Raw genomic sequence first — 19,201 nt, 5'->3', positions numbered from 1 at the left:
CTCATGTTCTGCGTGGCCGCGATGTGATGCTCAATACCAACGGCACCAGCGGGTGCACGGTGGGGTCCCAGGACCGGCTCGATGCCGCATGATTGTGTCCCGTGAGTTCATCCCCCATACCCACTCGCGTCGTCCTGCTCGCAGGCCCCTCCGGCTCCGGAAAGTCGTCGCTCGCCGCCCGCACGGGTCTGCCCGTGCTGCGCCTCGACGACTTCTACAAGGAGGGCGACGACCCCACGCTTCCGCAGGTCGCGGGTAGTACGGACATCGACTGGGACTCTCCGCTGTCCTGGGACGCGGACGCCGCCGTCGCGTCGATCGAGGAACTGTGCCGTACGGGACGTACGACCGTCCCCGTGTACGACATCTCCATCAGCGCACGCGTGGACAGGGAGGCGCTCGACATAGAGCGCACACCGCTCTTCGTGGCCGAGGGGATCTTTGCGGCGGACATTGTTGCGCGCTGCCAGGAGCTCGGCGTGCTCGCGGACGCGCTGTGTCTGCGGGGGCGTCCGGCGACGACGTTCCGGCGGCGGTTGCTCCGGGATCTGCGGGAGGGCCGCAAATCCGTACCCTTCCTGCTGCGCAGGGGCTGGCGGCTGATGCGGGCGGAGCGCGGCATCGTGGAGCGTCAGGCGGCGCTGGGGGCGCACCCCTGCGCGAAGGAGGAGGCCCTGGGCCGCCTCGCAGCCGCGGCAGCGGGCCGCCACCGCACCCCGGCGGCACGCGAGCCGGCGTAGCGGCCCGCGGCACGTACGGGCTGGAAAACCCAGCCCGTGGGGGTCCCCCCTGGACGCAGTCCTTGGGGGAGTTTGAGGCCCGCGGCGGAGCCGCAAATGTCACAGCGGGAAGGGGCGGGGTGGGGAAAGCCCCGCGCAGCGGCCCGCACCGGCACCCCGCACCGCACCGCGTAAACGCACCGCAGGGCCGAACAGGCCCCCCGGCCCATCCAGCCCCGCTGCGTTTTCCCCCGTACCGGCCGCCGTCTCCCCCGAGACCGCGGCCGTTCCTCCCCCGATTCCCCCTGTCCCCCGTGTCCCCCCGTACCTTCAGGCCACCAGCTCGCCGAAGGACTCTTCCTCGTCACGGCCGAAGCTGAGGACCTCGTCCTCGCGCAGCCGGCGCAGTGACCGCCAGATGCTGCTCTTCACCGTGCCGACACTGATGTCGAGGATGTCCGCGATCTCCGGGTCGGTGCGGCCCTCGTAGTAGCGGAGGACCAGCATCGTGCGCTGGAGTTCGGGCAGCCGGGCGAGCGCCTGCCAGAGCACGGCGCGCAGTTCGGTGCCGCGCATCGCGTCCGTGTCGTTCGCCGTCTCCGGCAGTTCCTCGGTCGGGTACTCGTTGAGCTTGCGCCTGCGCCAGGCGCTGATGTGCAGGTTCGTCATGGTGCGGCGCAGATAGCCGCCGACCGCCGCTTTGTCGCTGATCCTGTCCCAGGCGCGGTACGTCGAGAAGAGGGCGCTCTGCAGCAGATCCTCGGCCTCGAAGCGGTCGCCGGTCAGGTGGTAGGCGGTCGCGTACAGGGAGGCTCGGCGCTCCTGGACGTAGGCGGTGAATTCCGCCTCCGACACAGAAGCCCGTTCCCCGGTGACCTCCCCGTACGCCGTTCCCCCCTGGCCCCCGTGTCCCCCCACAGAAGCGTCGAGCACCGCAGCCACATGCATGGTCTGCGTGCGCTGACGCCCGGTGCCGCGAGCACACCCCCGCAAGCTCGCTGCACCGGACTTCTCGGTGTTCCTCGTGACGTCGTGGAGACGCGTGACAACTGCGCTGGAGGTGGTGCTGTGCAGTGCGTTCATCTCGCGCCCCCCGTCGGTGGAATCCGTTGCTGTCTGTTGCGGTCCGTGTGCCAATGAGCTTGCCGGGGCAGTTTCATCGCGGTGTCCGCCGACTGTCACAGGCCTGTCACAGCAATGGGAGCGCGGATGGGGGTCCCCCCGGACGAAGTCTGGGGGATGTCGAAGTACTCCTCCCCCATGGGCCAGAATGACCTCTGTGCCTTTCCTGTTGCTGATCGAGGACGACGACGCCATCCGCACGGCCCTCGAACTCTCGCTGTCACGCCAGGGCCACCGAGTGGCCACCGCGGCGACGGGAGAGGACGGCCTGAAACTGCTGCGCGAGCAGCGGCCGGATCTGATTGTGCTGGACGTGATGCTGCCCGGCATCGACGGATTCGAGGTGTGCCGGCGCATCAGGCGTACCGACCAATTGCCCATCATTCTGCTGACCGCGCGCAGCGACGACATCGACGTCGTGGTCGGCCTGGAGTCGGGCGCGGACGATTACGTCGTCAAGCCCGTCCAGGGCCGGGTGCTCGACGCCCGCATCCGCGCGGTACTGCGTCGCGGCGAGCGGGAGGCCAACGACGCGGCGGTCTTCGGCAATGTGACCATCGACCGTTCTGCCATGACGGTCACCAAGAACGGCGAGGACCTGCAGCTCACGCCGACCGAGCTGCGGCTGCTCCTGGAGCTCAGCCGCAGACCCGGGCAGGCCCTGTCGCGGCAGCAGTTGCTGCGCCTGGTGTGGGAGCACGACTACCTCGGCGACTCGCGGCTGGTCGACGCCTGCGTGCAGCGGCTGCGGGCCAAGGTCGAGGACGTACCGTCGTCGCCGACTCTCATCCGTACCGTCCGGGGTGTCGGTTACCGGCTGGACACACCTTCGTGAGTGCCGCCCCCAGGCGCGCGCTGCTGGCGGGGCTGCGCTGGACCAGTCTGCGGCTGCGGCTCGTCGTCGTGTTCGCCCTGGTGGCGCTGACCGCCGCCGTCTCCGCGTCCGCCATCGCGTACTGGCTCAACCGCGAGGCGGTGCTGACGCGTACGCAGGACGCCGCGCTGAACGACTTCCGGCAGGAGATGCAGAACCGCGCTGCCACCCTGCCGATACGCCCGACCCAGTCCGAACTCCAGGCCGCGGCCGCGCAGATGGCGGCCAGCAGCGGCCCCGGTTACAGCGTGCTGCTCGTCGACCAGCGGGCGGCGGGCAAGCCCATCGTCGGCAACTCGGACATCGACGCCTTCACGCTCGAAGACGTACCGCAGGAGCTTCAGGACGCGGTGAACCGCAGGCAGAAGGTCACGGACGCGAACGACTATGCGTACCACCTGTACTGGCTGCGCATAAGCCCGAAGGACAAGCCGTTCCTGGTGGCCGGTACGAAGGTCATCGGCGGCGGGCCGACCGGTTACATGCTGACTTCCCTGGAGCAGGAGCGCGCCGACCTCAACTCGCTCGCCTGGTCCCTCGCGATCGCCACCGCCCTCGCGCTGCTCGGCTCCGCGCTGCTCGCGCAGGCGGCGGCGACGACGGTGCTCAAGCCTGTGCAGCGGCTCGGGGACGCGGCGCGGCAGCTCGGTGAGGGGAAGCTCGACACGCGGCTGCGGGTGTCGGGCACGGACGAACTGGCCGATCTGTCACGGACGTTCAACAGGACCGCCGAGTCGTTGGAGAAGAAGGTCGCCGACATGAGCGCGCGGGAGGAGTCGAGCCGCCGCTTCGTCGCCGACATGTCGCACGAACTGCGGACGCCGCTCACCGCGATCACGGCAGTGGCGGAGGTCCTGGAGGACGAGGCGGACAACCTCGACCCGATGATCGCACCCGCCGTACATCTGGTGGTGAGCGAGACGCGGCGGCTCAACGACCTGGTGGAGAACCTGATGGAGGTGACCCGCTTCGACGCGGGTACGGCCCGTCTCGTCCTCGACGACGTCGATGTCGCGGACCAGGTGACCGCCTGCATCGACGCCCGCGCCTGGCTGGACGCGGTGGATCTCGACGCCGAGCGCGGCATCATGGCGCGGCTCGACCCGCGCCGGCTGGATGTGATCCTGGCGAATCTGATCGGCAACGCGCTGAAGCACGGCGGTTCGCCGGTACGGGTGTCCGTGCGGCCCGTCGATCATGAGCTGGTCATCGAGGTACGGGACCACGGCCCGGGCATCCCCGAGGACGTACTGCCGCATGTTTTCGACCGCTTCTACAAGGCGAGCGCGTCGCGGCCCCGTTCCGAGGGCAGCGGGCTCGGCCTGTCCATCGCGATGGAGAACGCGCACATTCACGGCGGCGACATCACGGCGTCCAACTCGGAGGAGGGCGGCGCGGTGTTCGTACTGCGGCTGCCGCTCGATGTGTCGCAGGCGGCGGACGAAGGAGAGGACGACGGCTTGAGAGAGGGGGAGGAATGCGAAGAGCAGTGACAGCCGCGGAGAGCGGGACGCGACGCAGGCGGCTGGGCTCCGTCACGGGCCTCGCCGTGCTCTGCGCCGCCCTGGCCGGCTGCGGCATCCGGACGACGTCGGTGCCGGTCGACGCGGGCGCTGCCCCGTCGAGGGTGCCGTGCGAGCTGGCGCCGGAGGACATCGCCACGCAGTCGACGCCGGGCATTCCGCTTGAGGTGTACCTGGTCTGCGGGGCTCAGCTGGTCTCGGTGGACCGGGCGGTGCGGATACCCGAGGAAAAGCTGATGTCGGACCGGGTGCGGGTCGCGCAGACGCTCCTCGACGAGCTCCAGAGGGAGCCTTCGGCCGAGGAGAGGCAGGCCGGTTTCACCACGGTCGTACGGGACACACTGGCGGTTTCCGGTCCGCGAAAGGGCGATGCGAAGAACACGCTGCGGCTGAGCAGCCAGCCCGAGGATCTGCCCACGCATGCGCTGGCGCAGATTGTCTGCACGTACGCGGACAGTGCGGCGTCCGGGTCCGACGGGGCCGTGATCCTCGGCGGGCCTTCCGACGACCCCGCGCGCGGCTATCAGTGCACGTCGGCGCTCAAGGACCGGCCGGACGCCGTTCCGACGGTGGGTGAGACCCGCCCGTCGCGCTGAGCGGCGGCACGACGGCACGGTGGCACCTCAACTGTTGTTCCTCACACCGTGGAACATGGCGGAACCGATCCCGCCGGTAGGCGCGTCTTGTGGGGCGTGCGTCATGGCTCGGACGGCAGCGCCGTCATCATTCGCTTCCGCGTCGCCGGAGGTCTCCTCCTCCTCGCGCATCTGCTGCTCGTCGGGTGGCTGACGCTTCGGCCCCTGGACGTTCCGTGGATCACCGCGCCGAACTTCCATCCGCTGGCCGGCATAAAGGCGGACCTGGCGCTCGGCCCCGCCGAGGCCGCGCGCCGCATCTGCGAGGGGCTGCTGCTGCTCGCGCCGCTGGGCGTACTGCTGCCCATGGCCGGGGGCAGGCTGTTCGTCTCGCCGGTGGCCTCGCTGGTACGTACGGTCGCGGCCGGGACGCTGGTCTCGCTCGGGATCGAGCTGCTTCAGACCGGGGTGCCGGGACAGGTCGTCGACGTGGACTCGGTGCTGCTGAACGCGGCCGGGGTGGCGCTGGCGCACCTGACGGTCGTACCGGCGGGGCGGGCGCGGCTGCGGCGCCGACGCCGGCAGCGGCGGGGGCGAGGCCGGGCGCTGAGGGGGGACGAGGTGTCTCAGGGGCGTACCCCGACGATTCCCAGGGTCGGGATCGCCCCGTAGAGCGACGCCCCGCGGGGGTCTCCGGGAGCAGTATTGAGGCATCGGGAGGCACACCGGAAGTGACCCCCGGACCAGCTCGCGAGGAGCCCGCCATGACCGCCCTTGTCCGCCCCCGTAACGGCCGAATGATCGGCGGAGTGTGCGCTGCGCTGGCACGGCGCTTCGGTACCTCCGCGAGCACGATGCGGGTGATCTTCCTGGTCTCGTGCCTGCTGCCCGGCCCGCAGTTCCTGCTGTACCTGGCGCTGTGGGTGTTCCTGCCGGGCGAGAAGACCGCGACGACCGCCTGGTAGTCCGTGTAGTCCGTACGCAGTCCCGCACTCCGACGCCGAGGGGCGCTCACCGGAATCCGGTGGCGCCCCTTCTGCATGCCGTGTACGGGTGACGTGCGGTGAATCAGCCTCCGACGACGGGCAGCCCGACGGGAAGGCCGCCGACCAGGACGCCACCCCGCTCGTTCAGAGGAAGATTCACAGGAAGGTGGGAGAGGCCCCGACCGAGCCCCTCCTGACCGGCCGCCAGGCCCTCGGCGGCGCCGGGGGGAAGAAGCGCGGTCGCCGTCCCGACGGGCACCGTGCTGGTCATCGTGTTCAGCGCGGACGGCGCGTCCGGGACCGCCGGGGCGGCGGTGGCGCTGCCGGCGGCGGCAGCGGCGAAGGCGGCACCCAGGGCGGCGACGCCGAGAGTCTTGGCAGCAGACTGCTTCATGGAAGAAATGTCCTTGCGACGGGGATTGTGAGCGGCTCTGCAAGCTAGCCAGGCAATCATGCCGCCTGCAAACACAGAAAAGCGGCCAGGAAATGCCCTTCCCGGCCGCCTTACTATAGGTGCGATCAGCCTCCGAACGAGGAAGAACCGCTGGTCGTGGCGGTCTGACGGAACAGCCATTCGGATTTCAGCTCGGCATATCCGGGCTTAATCACGTCATTGATCATGGCGAGTCGTTCGTCGAAAGGAATGAATGCCGACTTCATCGCATTGACTGTGAACCACTGCATGTCGTCGAGCGTGTAACCGAAAGCATCGACCAGGTGCTCGAATTCGCGGCTCATGCTGGTACCGCTCATGAGCCGGTTGTCGGTGTTCACCGTGGTCCGGAAGTGCAGCTTGCGCAGCAGGCCGATCGGGTGGGCGGCGTACGAGTCCGCGGCGCCCGTCTGGAGGTTCGACGTGGGGCACATCTCCAGCGGGATGCGCTTGTCGCGCACGTACGAGGCGAGGCGGCCCAGCTGGATGCTGCCGTCCTCCGCGACCTGGATGTCGTCGATGATGCGCACACCGTGGCCGAGCCGGTCGGCGCCGCACCACTGGAGGGCCTGCCAGATCGACGGCAGGCCGAAGGCCTCGCCCGCGTGGATCGTGAAGTGGTTGTTCTCGCGCTTGAGGTACTCGAAGGCGTCGAGGTGGCGGGTGGGCGGGAAGCCCGCCTCGGCGCCCGCGATGTCGAAGCCGGTGACGCCCTGGTCGCGGTAGCGGTTGGCGAGTTCGGCGATTTCGAGGGCGCGGGCGGCGTGCCGCATGGCGGTCAGCAGGGCGCCGACGCGGATGCGGTGGCCGTTCGCCTTCGCGCGGCGCTCGCCCTCCCTGAAGCCCTCGTTGACGGCCTCGACGACCTCTTCGAGGGTCAGGCCGTTTTCGAGGTGCTGCTCGGGTGCGTACCGGATCTCGGCGTAGACGACACCGTCCTCGGCGAGGTCCTCGGCGCACTCCGCGGCGACGCGGATGAGCGCGTCACGCGTCTGCATGACGGCGCAGGTGTGCGCGAAGGTCTCCAGATAGCGGGGCAGGGATCCGGAGTCGGCCGCCTCGCGGAACCAGATGCCGAGCTTGTCGGCGTCGGTCTCCGGGAGTGCCTCGTAACCCGCCTCGCGGGCGAGATCAATGATCGTGCCGGGCCGCAGACCACCGTCGAGGTGGTCGTGGAGCAGCACCTTCGGGGCGCGGCGGATCTGGTCCGCGGTCGGGGTGTTCGGGGTCTCGCTCGTCATCTGCGCACTCTAATGCCTACGCGCGTAGATCGCCTCCTGTCGATACGTAACAGTGACCGTGCGGACGGGTGGAGTACACCTGGGCTTCTGAGACTGTTCTGTCATGGCACAGCAAGCAATCCCGCTTCCGGAGCCCCGCCTCGGACGGGCTTACGGGGCTGCCGGGGGCAACAGGAGCAGGGGCAGCGTCAACGGCAGCGTCAACGCCGTAGTACTGCTGCTTCCCGCGGGCGAGTCCCTCTCGGCACGCAAGCCGTCCCCCTTCGCCTACGCCGGCGCACTTCCGCTGGCCCGGAGCCTGGCCGGGGCAGGGCGCACGGACGGGCTGGCCGCGCACGTCGTGCGGTACCGCAGCCGGGGCTGGAACGGGACGGACGCACAGCTCGCCGCGGATGCGAAGTGGGCGGCGGACGAGGTCGTACGGCGCTACGGCGACGTACCTGTGTGCCTCGCGGGGATCGACATGGGTGGCCGGGCCGCACTGCACGCGGCGGGGCACCCGGCGGTCAACTCGGTGCTGGCTGTGGCGCCGTGGCTGCCGGAGGACGACGTCGCGGCGGAGCCGGAGCCGGTGAAGCAGCTTGCGGGGCGGCATGTGCTGATCGTGCACGGAACCAACGACGAACGTACGGACCCGGAGCTGTCGTACCGGCTCGCGGCGCGGGCCAAGAAGGTCAACCGCGACACGTGCCGCTTCGAGGTCCACTCGGACGGCCACGCTCTGCGCCAGCACCGGCCGGAGGTACTGGCGCTGGCGTCCGACTTTGTGCTGGGGGCGCTGTTCGGGCGCGGGTACGCGCGGCCGGTGGCGGATGCGCTGGCGGCGCCGCCGCCGCTGGGGCTGCGGATGCCTCTGGCCGCGGGCTTCGGGCGGGCGCTGCAGCGGTAGGGGAACAGAAAGCCCCTCACGTTCCGCCCGACAACTCCGCCATCCACCCGTACGGCAGCTCCTCGCCGTCCAAGGTGATCGCTTCGACCGTACGAGTCTCGGGGTCGATCTCCGCCTGCACCCCCTCCCCCTCATAGCGCGGGTAGCCACTCTCGCCCGTCCTCCCCGTCGCCTCCACCACCGCCGTGCGCAGCGTGGCTCCGTGATTGGGGTGGCCGTCGGCGTCGGCCGCGCGGGGCTTGATCTCCACCGTGTAGCGGTCCGGGTGCGAAGGAGGAGTAGTCGACATGGGTCGACGCTAGCGCCCGGCAGGTCCGCGACGCGCGCTCGGCGCGGTCATTCCGGCAGCAGGCGGCCCCTGCGGGACAGCAGGAACTGCTTGAAGGCCGCCACCGGAGGCGTGTCCGGGTGGCCGTCCAGCCAGGCGACGCCGATCTCCCGTACCGCGCGGGGAGCCGTCACCGTCAGCTCTACGACGCCCGGGCGGGCCACCGCCGGCGGTGGCAGCAGGGCCACCCCGAGTCCGGCCGCCACCAGGCCGCGCAGGGTCTCGGCCTCCTCGCCCTCGAAGGCCACCTTCGGCTTGAAGCCCGCCTCGGCGCACAGGTCGTCCGTGATACGGCGCAGTCCGTAACCGGGTTCCAGCGTCACGAAGGTCTCGTCCGCCGCCTCGGCCAGGCGGACGCGTTTGCGGGTGGCGAGGCGGTGGTCGTCGGGGACCACCAGGCGCAGCCGCTGTTCGTCGAGGCGCCGGGCCACCAGATCGGGGGCGTCGGGGACCGGCGAGGTCAGGCAGAGGTCGAGGTCGCCCGCGCGCAGGCGCTCGATCATCGCTTCGCCGTAGTTCTGGACGAGTTGGAACCGTACGCGGGGATGATCGGCGCGGAAGGCGCGGATCAGTCCCGGGACGGTCTCGGAGCCCATGGTGTGCAGAAAGCCGAAGGCGACCTTGCCGGTCGCCGGGTCGGCGTCGGCGCGTACGGAATCCGCCGCCCGCTCGACCTCGGCCAGTGCGCGTTCGACGGTGGTGAGGAAGGTGCGGCCGGCCGGGGTGAGCGAGACGGTGCGGCCCTTGCGCGCGAACAGGGCGACTCCCAGGTCCTCTTCCAGCCTGACCATGGCGCGCGAGAGAGTCGACTGCGGTACGCCGAGTTCGTGCGCCGCGCGCGTGACGTGCTCGTGGCGGGCGACCGCCGCGAAGTACGTGAGCCGCGGGGCGAGTACCTGCTGGATGTCTTCTTCGTAACTGCTGGGTGACAGGCGTTGCTGTGAGCTCGGGTTATGCAGCATGGGAACGATTATTGCCGCTCTGTGCATTGGACGCATGACGCCGCCCGGCCTACGTTCGATGCATGCCTCCTGCCAGTACCAAGGCGTCCACCACCCACGTGGGCGCCGACGCCGTTATTGACGCCGACTCGCGTCTCGCCCCTTCCGCCCCCGGCTACCGCCGCATGAGCTTCGCGCTCTTCGTCGCCGGAGTGGCGACGTTCGCCCTCCTCTATTCCACCCAGGCCCTGCTGCCGCTGATCTCCGGCGACTTCGGTGTGAGCGCGAGCGCCGCCAGCTGGACCGTCTCGGCCGCGACGGGTGCGCTGGCCCTCTTCGTACTGCCCCTCAGCGCACTCTCCGAGCGCTTCGGGCGCGCCCGGATGATGACGGCCTCGCTGGTGATCGCCGTCGTGGTCGGAATGCTGGTGCCCTTCGCGCCCTCCCTGGAGTGGCTGGTGGCGCTGCGCGCCGTGCAGGGTGCGGCGCTGGCCGGTCTGCCGGCCTCTGCGATGGCGTATCTCGCGGAGGAAGTACGGCCGAAGGCGCTGGTCGCAGCGATCGGCCTGTTCGTCGCCGGCAACTCGATCGGCGGGATGAGCGGCCGCATCGTCACCGGCTGGGTGGCCCAGCTGTGGGGCTGGCGTGCGGCGCTCGCCGCCGTCGGCCTGATGGCCGTGGTGTGCGTGGTGGTGTTCCGGCTGATGCTGCCGAAGGCCCGTCATTTCGCGCCCGGTTCGCTGAACCCCCGGGCGCTGGCGAAGACGGTCCGCGGTCATCTGGCCGACCCGCTGCTGATGCGGCTGTATGCGATCGGCGCGCTGTTCATGACCGTCTTCGGCGCGGTCTACACGGTGATCGGATACCGGCTGGTCGAGGCCCCGTTCAGCCTCCCGCAGGGCGTCGTCGGCTCTGTCTTCCTGGTCTACCTGGTCGGTACGGTCTCCTCCGCCGCGGCCGGAAAGCTGGTGGCGCGCACGGGCCGCCGCGGGGCGCTGTATCTCGCGGTGTCGACGACCGCGGCGGGGCTACTCCTGTCCCTCTCGGACGCGCTGGCCGTGGTGCTCCTCGGCCTGGTCCTGATCACCGCAGGGTTCTTCGCGGGGCACGCGGTGGCGTCGTCCTCGGTGAGCCGTACGGCGAAGACGGGCCGGGCGCAGGCATCGGCGCTCTACCAGTCGGCGTACTACCTGGGCAGCAGCGCGGGCGGCACGCTCGGCGCGATCGCCTTCCACGCCGGGGGCTGGGCGGGCACGGTGCTGCTCGGGCTGGTCGCGGTGCTCGGGGTCGTATCGATCACGCTGTACGGGACCCGGGCGGCCAGGGTCGAGCGGCGGCGGCCGGTGCCGGCGCGGCGGCTCGCTGAGACGCGGCGGCTCGCTGAGAGCTGAGAACAGCCCGTTCTCACTCCGATTGTCAGTGGCCTGCGGTAACTTCCGAAGGGCTGGTGCCAAAGGCGAGTGGGGTGGACTCGATGAGCGATGTCGTAGAGACGCAGGACCTGGATTCCCGGCTGGAGAAGCACCGGGTCGAGCTGACCGGGTACTGCTACCGGATGCTGGGCTCCGCCTTCGAGGCGGACGACGCCGTGCAGGACACGATGGTGCGGGCGTGGCGCAGCTTCGACAAGTTCGAGGGCCGGTCGTCGCTGCGGTCCTGGCTCTACCGCATCGCGACGAACGTATGCCTGGACATGCTGAACGCGGGCAACCGCAGGGCGCGGCCCATGGACCTCACGGCCGCGACGCCGGTGGCGCAGGCCGCGCTGAATTCCCGCCCCGAGATGACCTGGCTGGAGCCGGTGCCGGACGGCCGGGTGCTGCCCTCGGTGGCCGACCCGGCGGAAACCGCCGTCTCCCGCGAAACCGTGCGGCTCGCCTTTGTCGCCGCGCTGCAGCATCTGCCGCCGAAGCAGCGCGCGGTGCTGATCCTGCGCGAGGTGCTGGCCTGGAAGGCGAGCGAGGTCGCGGAGCTGCTGGACACGACCGTCGCCTCGGTCAACAGCGCGCTGCAGCGGGCCCGTGCAACGATCGCCGAGCACGGCTCGCGCGAGACGGACACCGCCGACCCGCTCGACGAGGAGCAGCGCAAGCTCCTCGAACGGTACGTCGCGGCGTTCGAGGGGTACGACATGGCGGCCCTGACGGCGCTGCTCCATGAGGACGCGACGCTGTCCATGCCGCCGTACGACCTGTGGCTGCAGGGCCACGACAACATCGTCGGCTGGATGCTGGGCGTCGGAGAGGTCTGCCGGGGCTCGAAACTGGTCCCGGTCGTGGCGAACGGCACGCCCGCGTTCGCCCACTACCACCCGAGCCAGTCGGGCGACGGCAGCTTCGACCCGTGGGCGCTCATGGTCATCGAGATCGTGGACGGCAGGGTCAGCGGGATCACGTCGTTCCTGGACACGAAGCGCTGGTTCCCGCTCTTCGACCTTCCGGAGCGCCTCGAAAGCCAGGGGATACCCCCTAGACGTAGGGGTACCCCCTAGACGTAGCGGTACAGCCGCGAGTGGTCGAGGAGCGTCGAGGGCGACACGTTCCACGGGGGCATCGGATCGTTGAGGGTGAAGACGCGCCCTGCCTGGGGATCCGATGCCGGCAGCTTGTTGCGCGGCAGGTAGCCGGACTTGGGGTGGGCCTTCTGCCATCGGTCCCAGAGCAGGTCCATGAAGGCGTGGTGGAGCCAGAAGACCGGATCGTTGGGAGAGGTGCCGCCCAGCATCAGGCCGCCGACCCAGCGGTGGACCCGGTTGTGATTGAGCCACCTTTCACCCCCGTTGCCCTCCCATCCCTCGATTTTGTTGCGGAAGCCCCTGGTGACGGTGGAGTCCCACGGCGCGGAGTCGTACAGCGGGTCGCGCAGCGCCTCGGCCACGTCCGCCTTGGTGGGCAGCGTGAGCGGGTCGGCGGGGCCGTTGCCGAAGTTGCGGGTGAGGAAGCGGTTGTCGGAGACCCGCGTCTCGATGTTCCACTTGCCGTTGGCGTGGGCGAACGGCCCCGTCATGACCTTCCGGTCGCCGGTCCGGCCGTCGCCCCCGAGGAAGTCGTCCGCCCACAGCGACGCGGCGGGGGTGTTGTCCGTCGTCCAGTCCCAGTACGGAACGGACACCCCCGAATCGACGGCCTGCAGCGCGCGTTCGAACTCCAGGAGGAATTTGCGGTGCCACGGGAAGAAGGAGGGGGTCATATGGGCGGCCCGCTGCCGTTCCTCGGCATCGGTGACGTAGTACTGGCCGTGGATCCTGACGAACTCGTCGTACCGTCCTGAGCGCTTGAGCTCCAGGATGGCGTCGACCAGGCGTCTCTTCTCCGTACGGGTGAGGTTCCGCTGGTTCTTTCGGGTGTACACCGGTGTTGCCCTCCCGGTTCAGAGGCTGTGCGTGGGAGACATCGACAGCTGGGCGTCGCCCAGGGCGTCGACCGCGGCGCGCGCGACGTCGTGCAGCGTCGGGAAGGACTCGTAATGGTTCACCACGCTCAGATAGCTGCCGTCGGCCCGCCTCATGACATGCAGTGGCCGACCGTCGATGAGGACCTCGACGCTCGGCACCGCGGGGACAGCTCTGGCACGGCCGGACCGGCCGGAGCCGCCGGTCCTCCTCGCCGTCCCCTGGATGTGCCTGCCGCGGTACGTCTCGGCGAACCGCTCCAGCTCCGGCCCCGCCGCGGGATCCGATCCGTTCGCCGGGCCCGCGCCGGCCCCCGGTCCCGCTCCGGCCCCGAGCCCCGACCGGGGCCCGGCTTCCGGATCCTTGGTGAGGATCGGCGCGAGCGCCCCGGCAGTGCCGGCGACCATGCCGATCGCGAAAACCGTGCGCAGCACTGTGCGGCGAGTCGAAAAGCCCCGTCGCCGCATGGTCGTGGCGCTGCTGTGCTTGATCAGGCTCATGCCGTACACCCCTGACGGTCCGGCGCTGACAACGACACCGCGACGCTACAACTCAGTCCAGGCCAGCAGCGGTGCCCAGGTAGCCCTCCCCGAGCGGCTTCTTCATGGGGGCCTCGACGATGTGGTCCGGCAGCAAGTTGGCGGACGGCACGGGGGGCAACGACGCGTGGTCGGGCAGCAGGCGGCTCGTCAGCGGCTGGCCGGCGGGCGCCGACTCGGCGGCGGTGGCAGGGGTGGCCACAGCCGCCGCCATGCATGCCATGAGTGCCGCTACAGAACCGCGGGTGGTCAACTTCATTGCTACGTACGCCCTCTCTGGTTCACGGATGCTCTTTCGCCCTGCAAGAACGAGCCGGATGGCTGAACCAGTGCAAAGTTCCCCCGTCCGCAGCAATGCGGCGCGGAGAATCCGTTTCGGCTTGGGCCAGCATGGCCGTCCGGAATCCAGGAGGGTGAAAGCAATGAACATCCATGTGCAGGCGTCCGCGGGGCACATTGGGCGGGTGCGGGGTGTCGATCTCGCCGACCCGCTGTTCTGGCAGTTGCCGCGCCCCGAGCGTCTGGCGGCCTTCGCGCTGCTGCGCCGACTCGACACCCCCATGCGTTTCGGGGAGGGCCCGGGCTCCTCCCGCAGCGCGGGCAAGGGCTTCTACGCGCTGGTCAAGTACGCCGACGTAAGGGAGGCAAGCAGGCTGCCGCGGCATTTCGCGAGCGCTCCGGGTGTCACCACGCCGGAGCCGGCCGCATGGGCCAAGGCGGTGTTCGGGAATTCCATGGTCAACATGGACGGCGCCGAGCATGCCACGATGCGCCGCATCGTCTCCCACGCCTTTACGCCGCGCCTGCTCGCCGCGGCGGAGGCGAACGTACGGGAAGTCGCCGGGCGCATCGTGGACGAGATGATCGCCCAGCGGCCCCCCGACTTCGTCGCTTCGGTCGCTTCTCGCATGTCGTTCGACGTCATCTGCAACCTGATGGGAGTCCCCGAGCGCTACCGCACGGAGATCGCCCACCGCGTCGACCAGGCGTCCGAGAACACCGGCGTGAAGCGCGGCGTACGCGCCAGATTGCGGGTGCCGGGGCGCGGGTTGCGCGCCCTGGCCCATATGCAGCTCGTCATGGCGAAACTCGCCCGTGAGCGCCGCCGTAACCCCACGGACGATCTCATCTCGGCCCTGGTGTGCGCGGATGTCGACGGGCAGGCACTCTCGTCTCGCCAACTCGGTTCCTTCTTCTCGCTGTTGCTGGTCGCCGGTGTGGAGACGACGCGCAATGCGATGGCCCATGGGCTGACGCTGTTGACCGAACACCCGGAGCAGTGCGCCCTGTTGGTGTCCGAATTCGACAAGTACGCCGATGGTGCGATGGAGGAGATCGTCCGTCATTCGACGCCGATCATCCAGTTCCGCCGGAAAGTTGTCGGCGAATGCGCTCTGGGCGGACGGGTGTTCGTTCCGGGCGAGAAGGTGGTGCTCTTCTACACATCGGCCAATCGCGACGAAACGGTGTTCGCGAATCCCGATGCTTTCGACATCACGCGGAACCCGAACCCGCATCTGGGATTCGGCGGGGGCGGGCCGCATTACTGCCTGGGGGCACATCTGGCGCGGCAGGAGATGAAGGCCCTGTTCCACGAGCTTCTCACCAGGCCGCGCGATCTGCGGGCGGTGGGAATCCCGGACCTGGTCGACTCAAGTTTCGACAACCGCGTGCGTTCGCTGCCCTTCACTTTCTCAACCGGTGGCTGATCCGGACCTGCCCCTCCCCGCCACAAAACGGTGCAGCCCAAGGCCTGACCTCCCTTGGGCTGCACCGCTGCGAAAACTCACTTCCATGCGACACAGGGATCAACGACGCCGCATGGTCTTTGTTACTCCGTGAGCTGCCCACGATTCACCCGAATGGCCCCGATGGATGCCTTCTGTGTCGCCAATGGCCTACTAACGAGCATTCAGGCGACTCATTAATAGGATTTCCTGCCTACTGTCGTACAGGTCGGTACGAGCGACAGGTCCTAGGAGGAGTCATGCCCAGACGGCGCCGTCTCACCGGCACCTGCATCGGGACGGTTGTCGTGAGCATCCTCGCTGCCGGTGGTGTTCTCGGTATGGCGCGCGCGACGCCTGCCGAACCCGAGCCGCCACCCCCGACTCCCGTTCCCACTCCCCCTGCCAGCCCCGAGCCCGCTTTCGGCGCGTACCTCGACTACGGACCCGCCGGCATCGAGCGGATGGCCGAGCTGTCGCGCTGGCTGGGCGGCACGGAGGTGAAGGTGGGTCACACCTACCTGCCCGGCGACCTCTGGTCGAACATCGAAGGCCTCCCCGGATTCCTGGACGCGTGGGCGGACTGGCGACGCGGTGCGGACGACCGGATGTTCGTACTCAATGTGCCCATGATGGAGCGGAACGAGGCCCGCGTCTCCGACGACGAAGTCCGCGAGCTGCTGCAGTCGGGCGCCGAGGGCACCTTCGACCACCACTACCGGACACTGGCCACTCGCCTGGTGGATCTGGGCGTGCCGGACACGGTGATCGTCCTCGGCTGGGAGATGAACGGCACGACGTACACGCACCGCTGCGGGCCGGACCCCAAGGCGTGGAAGGCGTACTGGAAGCGCATCGTCACGACCATGCGGTCTGTTCCCGGCCAGAAGTTCCGCTTCGACTTCGCTCCGAACCGGGGGCTGGACGCGGTGCCCTGGACCGACTGCTATCCGGGCGACGATGTCGTGGACATCATCGGCATGGACTCGTACGACCAGCCTCCCGGTCAGAACTTCGACGACCATGTGAACGATCCGTACGGGCTGCAGAAGCAGGTCGACTTCGCCGCCGAGCACCACAAGGCGATCTCGTATCCGGAGTGGGGGCTCTTCCGCAACGGTGACAACCCCGAGTACATGCGCCGCATGCTCGACTGGATCGACCGGCACAAGCCGCTCTACCAGACGATCACGGACTACTGTCCGCACGGCGTCTGGCAGTGCGACGAGAACCCCGAGTCGTCGGAGGTGTTCCGCTCGAAGCTGTTCGCCTCTCCGACACCGACTCCTCCGCCCACGCCGACTCTGCCCGTACCCCCCGGGACGAAGCCGGAGAAGCCCAAGCCGGACAAGCCCGGGCACAAGCCGAACTCCGACGAGTGGTGCGTGCCCGTGAAGCTCGACGAGTGGCTCAACCAGTGGGTGGAGGACTTCAAGTTCTGCGTGAAGCTCCGCTCGCCGGCCGGCCGGCCCTCCCCGTCCCAGTAGCCGCCCGCAGGTCGTTCAGGCGGCCACGCCAGTGGCGCGCGGCCGGGAACCAAGTGGTCACGCTCTCGGCGACCCGGTCGCGCGCGGTAACTTGCAACCGGCGCAGACGCATCAGGGGTTCGAGGCCGGAGCGGGCCAGCAGCAGGCGCTGATTGGTGACCGTCTCCGGCCGCCACTGGTTCTTGTACGGCTCCGAGCCCCGCAGCAGGCTCAGCACGCTGCGGCCCGTACAGACAGCCAGGTGCGCCTCCTGGCGCAGCAGCATCGTCGACACGTCAACCTTCTTCTCCCTGAGCCCCGGGTCGGCGCCGTACAGGTAGCCGCCGGTCAGCCGGCCCGACTGGAGCGTCATGCTGACGGCCACCACATCCCCGGCCAGCCGGAACTCCGTGACCGCGGCGTCGCCGTCCCGCAGCATCCGCCGGGTGGCGCGCACCAGGTGCTCGGCGAAGCGCGGCCGGAGGTGCTCGACGTTGACGCCACGGCCCCGCCACTGAAGCCTGTGCAACCGCAGCAGATTGGCGACGGCGCCGGGCACTTCGGCTTCCCGCACAGCATGGCTCTCGATCTTCAGCGCATCGATGTGGCGCAGCTTGGCCCGTACGCGCTGGGCCCGGTTCGTCTGCATCCGCTTGACGAGCTCGTCGATGGGCTCGGCCGGGAGCTCCAAGCAGACCGAGTCGGTGAGGCGGCGCCGCGCTCCGGCCCAGGTGTCGTACAGCAGCTCGGCGGCCGCGCCCGGCCGTACCTCCCGGAGGTCGATCACCGCCTGCCGGGCGGCGCGGTCCAGGCCGCGTTCCAGGGCGATGATCGCGCTCTTCGCGTCCTCGTCGTCCACGAGGACGTCGAAGAAGTCGGAGATCGCGCCGCCCATGGGTACGAGCAGCGGCATCGGGCGGTGTACGAGCATCAGCGGCGCCGCGCCGATCAGGCGCCCGTTCCGGCGGGCCAGTACGACGCGCAGCAGCCCGTTCGTCCCGTAGGACAGCCACCACGAGTGCAGCCAGGCGTGGCTCTGGAACGGCGTGGCGGTGGCGCAGCGGCGGTGCAGCGCGTCCCACTCCGCCTGGAGATCGGCGAAGCGCCGGGGGTCACGGCACAGCGTGACGGCGAGCCCTTCCTGTCGTGCGGCCATCACACCAGCTCCCGCTCGGAGGAGGCGTTGTTGTGTTCGTGGTGTTGGGCCTGGCCTTGGGCCGGGGCAGGTACCGAGGCCGGTGCGGTGCGGCGCGTGCGGTGTGTGCGGCGCGGCCGTACGAGGAGGACAAGGCCGCCGATGAGGCCGCCGGCGCAGGTGCCCACGGCCGCGCCGATCGGGACGGACGGGGAGGCCGGCTCCGTCGGGGTGATGGCCTGGGAGAAGACCAGCAGCTTTACTCCGGTGTTCTTGGAGATGTGATTGCTGCTCAGGTAGACGGCGTCGGCGACGGCGTTGGCGATGCGCGCCGCCTGGCTCGGCTTGGTGGATGTGCCGGTGATGGCGATCATCGGCGAGTCGGGGGAGGTCTCGGTCTGTACGTGCGTACGGAGGGTGCGGGTGTCCGGTACTCCTGCGGCGACGCTCGCGTAGGCGATGGTCGAGTCGCTGGTGGCGATACGGCCGTAGGCCTGGGCGTACCCGAGGGCCGAGCCGGGCTCGGCGTTCTGGGCGGGCACGGCGACGACGTAGCTGGTGGCGGCGTACTCGGGCGCCTTGAGGACGCCGTACGAAACACCGCACGCCGTGCCGAGGACTGCGCACAGGGGCAGGGGCCACCAGAGGGGCAGAGGCCGGGGCTGGGGGGTGATCCTCGCGAGGAGCCGGCTGATCCGTCCGGGGGCGGCGGCGGGCTGCTGCTCGGGCGACTCGGTCATTGGCATGCTCCCTTGGTTGAGGGGGTGGTCGTGCTGGCGAGGGCGTGCGCGTAGACCTCCATGAGGCGTTCGCTGCTGCGCGCGATGTCGTAGTGGCTGACGACGGGGGGCGGCGAAAACCGGCGTACGACACCCTCCGTCCGCATCTGCTGCCGCTGCTGCTGGAGGGCCGCCGTCAGTTCGCCGGCATCGCTGCCGATACGCCGGGCTCCCGGCGACTGACCGGCGGGGAGGTCATCGATGGCGGGGCAGGCACTGTGCAGTACGGGCAGCCCGGCGGCCAGCGCCTCCACGACGGCCAGCCCGAACGCCTCTTCGCGGGACGTGGAGACGAAGGCGTCCATCGCGGAGAGAAGCGCGGGGATGCGGGGGGACGGGGGGTGCGGGCGGGTCGCGCGGGGAATGCCGCTGCGGGGGGCACTGCGGCTGGGGGCGGAGGCCGCTGCGTCGGAACAGCCGCTGCACCGGGCGGCGTCGGTCCGCGTACCGTCGGCCGCTGCCGGGCCGGGTGCGACGGGGGTGGCCCTGTCGGGCGTAAGACTGCGGACGGCACTGCTGTCGGGGGCTGCGCC

General features: G+C 69.8%; 21 protein-coding genes and 1 pseudogene. 11 read left to right on the top strand and 11 right to left on the bottom strand.

Annotation, left to right across the window (positions count from 1 at the left end; genetic code table 11):
* Window positions 1–101: 101 nt before the first annotated feature.
* Window positions 102–740, top strand: coding sequence for a uridine kinase family protein (locus PXH83_RS19160; protein ID WP_274561596.1), 639 nt, complete (start codon window positions 102–104; stop codon window positions 738–740).
* 309 nt (window positions 741–1,049) lie between these two features.
* Here PXH83_RS19160 and PXH83_RS19155 read toward each other — a convergent pair whose 3' ends face one another.
* The gene (locus PXH83_RS19155; protein ID WP_274561595.1) at window positions 1,050–1,802 is read right to left on the bottom strand and encodes a SigE family RNA polymerase sigma factor; all 753 of its coding nucleotides are present in this window, start codon (window positions 1,800–1,802) and stop codon (window positions 1,050–1,052) included.
* 196 nt (window positions 1,803–1,998) lie between these two features.
* Here PXH83_RS19155 and afsQ1 point away from each other — a divergent pair, with 196 nt between their 5' ends.
* From afsQ1 to PXH83_RS19130, 5 genes are all read left to right on the top strand, one after another.
* Window positions 1,999–2,676 (top strand): two-component system response regulator AfsQ1, encoded by a 678-nt coding sequence (gene afsQ1, locus PXH83_RS19150; protein WP_214921288.1) that lies wholly within the window; start codon window positions 1,999–2,001, stop codon window positions 2,674–2,676.
* Window positions 2,673–4,208: a sensor histidine kinase gene (locus PXH83_RS19145; RefSeq protein WP_274561594.1), complete on the top strand. Its 1,536-nt coding sequence runs from the start codon at window positions 2,673–2,675 to the stop codon at window positions 4,206–4,208. Before afsQ1 ends, PXH83_RS19145 begins: the two co-directional genes overlap by 4 nt.
* Entirely contained in the window at window positions 4,193–4,834 is a 642-nt protein-coding gene (locus PXH83_RS19140; RefSeq protein ID WP_274561593.1) for a hypothetical protein, read from the top strand. Before PXH83_RS19145 ends, PXH83_RS19140 begins: the two co-directional genes overlap by 16 nt.
* 96 nt (window positions 4,835–4,930) lie before the next feature.
* Window positions 4,931–5,485: a VanZ family protein gene (locus PXH83_RS19135; RefSeq protein WP_274561592.1), complete on the top strand. Its 555-nt coding sequence runs from the start codon at window positions 4,931–4,933 to the stop codon at window positions 5,483–5,485.
* A 92-nt stretch (window positions 5,486–5,577) separates the two neighbouring features.
* On the top strand, window positions 5,578–5,778 hold the full coding sequence (locus PXH83_RS19130; RefSeq protein ID WP_214921284.1) for a PspC domain-containing protein: 201 nt from the start codon (window positions 5,578–5,580) through the stop codon (window positions 5,776–5,778).
* Between the two features lie 103 nt (window positions 5,779–5,881).
* Here the strand turns inward: PXH83_RS19130 and PXH83_RS19125 are convergent, their stop codons facing one another.
* Window positions 5,882–6,193 carry an ATP-binding protein gene (locus PXH83_RS19125; protein WP_274561591.1) on the bottom strand — a complete coding sequence of 104 codons (312 nt, stop codon included), beginning with the start codon at window positions 6,191–6,193 and terminating at the stop codon, window positions 5,882–5,884.
* A gap of 125 nt (window positions 6,194–6,318) precedes the next feature.
* A complete protein-coding gene (locus PXH83_RS19120) occupies window positions 6,319–7,473 on the bottom strand; it encodes an adenosine deaminase (RefSeq protein WP_274561590.1) in 1,155 nt (384 codons plus the stop codon).
* 103 nt (window positions 7,474–7,576) lie between these two features.
* On the opposite strand from PXH83_RS19120, the gene PXH83_RS19115 reads away from it, so the two are divergent.
* Window positions 7,577–8,362: an alpha/beta hydrolase gene (locus tag PXH83_RS19115; protein WP_274561589.1), complete on the top strand. Its 786-nt coding sequence runs from the start codon at window positions 7,577–7,579 to the stop codon at window positions 8,360–8,362.
* A 16-nt stretch (window positions 8,363–8,378) separates the two neighbouring features.
* On the opposite strand, the gene PXH83_RS19110 is transcribed toward PXH83_RS19115, so the two are convergent.
* Window positions 8,379–8,651 (bottom strand): hypothetical protein, encoded by a 273-nt coding sequence (locus PXH83_RS19110; protein WP_274561588.1) that lies wholly within the window; start codon window positions 8,649–8,651, stop codon window positions 8,379–8,381.
* 47 nt (window positions 8,652–8,698) lie between these two features.
* The gene (locus PXH83_RS19105) at window positions 8,699–9,652 is read right to left on the bottom strand and encodes a LysR family transcriptional regulator (protein WP_274561587.1); all 954 of its coding nucleotides are present in this window, start codon (window positions 9,650–9,652) and stop codon (window positions 8,699–8,701) included.
* A 62-nt stretch (window positions 9,653–9,714) separates the two neighbouring features.
* On the opposite strand from PXH83_RS19105, the gene PXH83_RS19100 reads away from it, so the two are divergent.
* Window positions 9,715–11,022: an MFS transporter gene (locus PXH83_RS19100; protein ID WP_274561586.1), complete on the top strand. Its 1,308-nt coding sequence runs from the start codon at window positions 9,715–9,717 to the stop codon at window positions 11,020–11,022.
* A gap of 83 nt (window positions 11,023–11,105) precedes the next feature.
* The gene (locus PXH83_RS19095; RefSeq protein ID WP_274561585.1) at window positions 11,106–12,122 is read left to right on the top strand and encodes a sigma-70 family RNA polymerase sigma factor; all 1,017 of its coding nucleotides are present in this window, start codon (window positions 11,106–11,108) and stop codon (window positions 12,120–12,122) included.
* Here PXH83_RS19095 and PXH83_RS19090 read toward each other — a convergent pair.
* The 3 genes from PXH83_RS19090 to PXH83_RS19080 are packed head-to-tail and all read right to left on the bottom strand — an operon-like array spanning window position 12,119 to window position 13,775.
* A complete protein-coding gene (locus PXH83_RS19090; RefSeq protein WP_274561584.1) occupies window positions 12,119–12,982 on the bottom strand; it encodes a tyrosinase family protein in 864 nt (287 codons plus the stop codon). The two genes, PXH83_RS19095 and PXH83_RS19090, sit on opposite strands and share 4 nt — an antisense overlap.
* Before the next feature lie 18 nt (window positions 12,983–13,000).
* Window positions 13,001–13,522 carry a tyrosinase family oxidase copper chaperone gene (locus PXH83_RS19085; protein WP_274561583.1) on the bottom strand — a complete coding sequence of 174 codons (522 nt, stop codon included), beginning with the start codon at window positions 13,520–13,522 and terminating at the stop codon, window positions 13,001–13,003.
* 52 nt (window positions 13,523–13,574) lie between these two features.
* A complete protein-coding gene (locus PXH83_RS19080; RefSeq protein WP_274561582.1) occupies window positions 13,575–13,775 on the bottom strand; it encodes a hypothetical protein in 201 nt (66 codons plus the stop codon).
* Window positions 13,776–13,983: 208 nt separating this feature from the next.
* Here PXH83_RS19080 and PXH83_RS19075 point away from each other — a divergent pair, with 208 nt between their 5' ends.
* Both PXH83_RS19075 and PXH83_RS19070 read left to right on the top strand, forming a co-directional pair.
* Window positions 13,984–15,270, top strand: a complete 1,287-nt coding sequence (locus tag PXH83_RS19075) for a cytochrome P450 (RefSeq protein ID WP_274562907.1) — start codon at window positions 13,984–13,986, stop codon at window positions 15,268–15,270.
* A gap of 278 nt (window positions 15,271–15,548) precedes the next feature.
* Window positions 15,549–16,775 carry a glycoside hydrolase family 26 protein gene (locus tag PXH83_RS19070; RefSeq protein WP_274561581.1) on the top strand — a complete coding sequence of 409 codons (1,227 nt, stop codon included), beginning with the start codon at window positions 15,549–15,551 and terminating at the stop codon, window positions 16,773–16,775.
* Here the strand turns inward: PXH83_RS19070 and PXH83_RS19065 are convergent.
* The 3 genes and pseudogenes from PXH83_RS19065 to PXH83_RS19055 all read right to left on the bottom strand — a co-directional run.
* Entirely contained in the window at window positions 16,720–17,913 is a 1,194-nt protein-coding gene (locus tag PXH83_RS19065; RefSeq protein ID WP_420803186.1) for a GNAT family N-acetyltransferase, read from the bottom strand. The genes PXH83_RS19070 and PXH83_RS19065 overlap by 56 nt on opposite strands.
* Complete coding sequence (locus PXH83_RS19060; protein ID WP_274561579.1) at window positions 17,910–18,629, bottom strand: YveK family protein; 720 nt, start codon at window positions 18,627–18,629, stop codon at window positions 17,910–17,912. The genes PXH83_RS19065 and PXH83_RS19060 overlap by 4 nt, the downstream gene beginning before the upstream one ends.
* Window positions 18,626–19,006, bottom strand: a pseudogene (locus PXH83_RS19055) (glycosyltransferase); the annotation flags it as partial. The gene PXH83_RS19060 and the pseudogene PXH83_RS19055, both read right to left, overlap by 4 nt.
* Window positions 19,007–19,201 lie beyond the last annotated feature (195 nt).

The organism is Streptomyces spiramyceticus, from assembly GCF_028807635.1.
Lineage (GTDB): Bacteria > Actinomycetota > Actinomycetes > Streptomycetales > Streptomycetaceae > Streptomyces > Streptomyces spiramyceticus.
This window is presented reverse-complemented; position numbering and strand designations above follow the sequence as displayed.

Bases quoted from the DNA above. Each gene is read 5' to 3' on its own strand.
- PXH83_RS19130 (WP_214921284.1), top strand. From the start codon at position 5,578: ATGACCGCCCTTGTCCGCCCCCGTAACGGCCGAATGATCGGCGGAGTG.
- PXH83_RS19105 (WP_274561587.1), bottom strand. From the start codon at position 9,652: ATGCTGCATAACCCGAGCTCACAGCAACGCCTGTCACCCAGCAGTTAC.
- PXH83_RS19060 (WP_274561579.1), bottom strand. From the start codon at position 18,629: ATGACCGAGTCGCCCGAGCAGCAGCCCGCCGCCGCCCCCGGACGGATC.
- PXH83_RS19110 (WP_274561588.1), bottom strand. From the start codon at position 8,651: ATGTCGACTACTCCTCCTTCGCACCCGGACCGCTACACGGTGGAGATC.
- PXH83_RS19070 (WP_274561581.1), top strand. From the start codon at position 15,549: ATGCCCAGACGGCGCCGTCTCACCGGCACCTGCATCGGGACGGTTGTC.
- PXH83_RS19080 (WP_274561582.1), bottom strand. From the start codon at position 13,775: ATGGCGGCGGCTGTGGCCACCCCTGCCACCGCCGCCGAGTCGGCGCCC.
- PXH83_RS19100 (WP_274561586.1), top strand. From the start codon at position 9,715: ATGCCTCCTGCCAGTACCAAGGCGTCCACCACCCACGTGGGCGCCGAC.
- PXH83_RS19125 (WP_274561591.1), bottom strand. From the start codon at position 6,193: ATGAAGCAGTCTGCTGCCAAGACTCTCGGCGTCGCCGCCCTGGGTGCC.
- PXH83_RS19085 (WP_274561583.1), bottom strand. From the start codon at position 13,522: ATGAGCCTGATCAAGCACAGCAGCGCCACGACCATGCGGCGACGGGGC.
- PXH83_RS19115 (WP_274561589.1), top strand. From the start codon at position 7,577: ATGGCACAGCAAGCAATCCCGCTTCCGGAGCCCCGCCTCGGACGGGCT.
- PXH83_RS19095 (WP_274561585.1), top strand. From the start codon at position 11,106: ATGAGCGATGTCGTAGAGACGCAGGACCTGGATTCCCGGCTGGAGAAG.
- PXH83_RS19120 (WP_274561590.1), bottom strand. From the start codon at position 7,473: ATGACGAGCGAGACCCCGAACACCCCGACCGCGGACCAGATCCGCCGC.
- PXH83_RS19075 (WP_274562907.1), top strand. From the start codon at position 13,984: ATGAACATCCATGTGCAGGCGTCCGCGGGGCACATTGGGCGGGTGCGG.
- PXH83_RS19155 (WP_274561595.1), bottom strand. From the start codon at position 1,802: ATGAACGCACTGCACAGCACCACCTCCAGCGCAGTTGTCACGCGTCTC.
- PXH83_RS19140 (WP_274561593.1), top strand. From the start codon at position 4,193: ATGCGAAGAGCAGTGACAGCCGCGGAGAGCGGGACGCGACGCAGGCGG.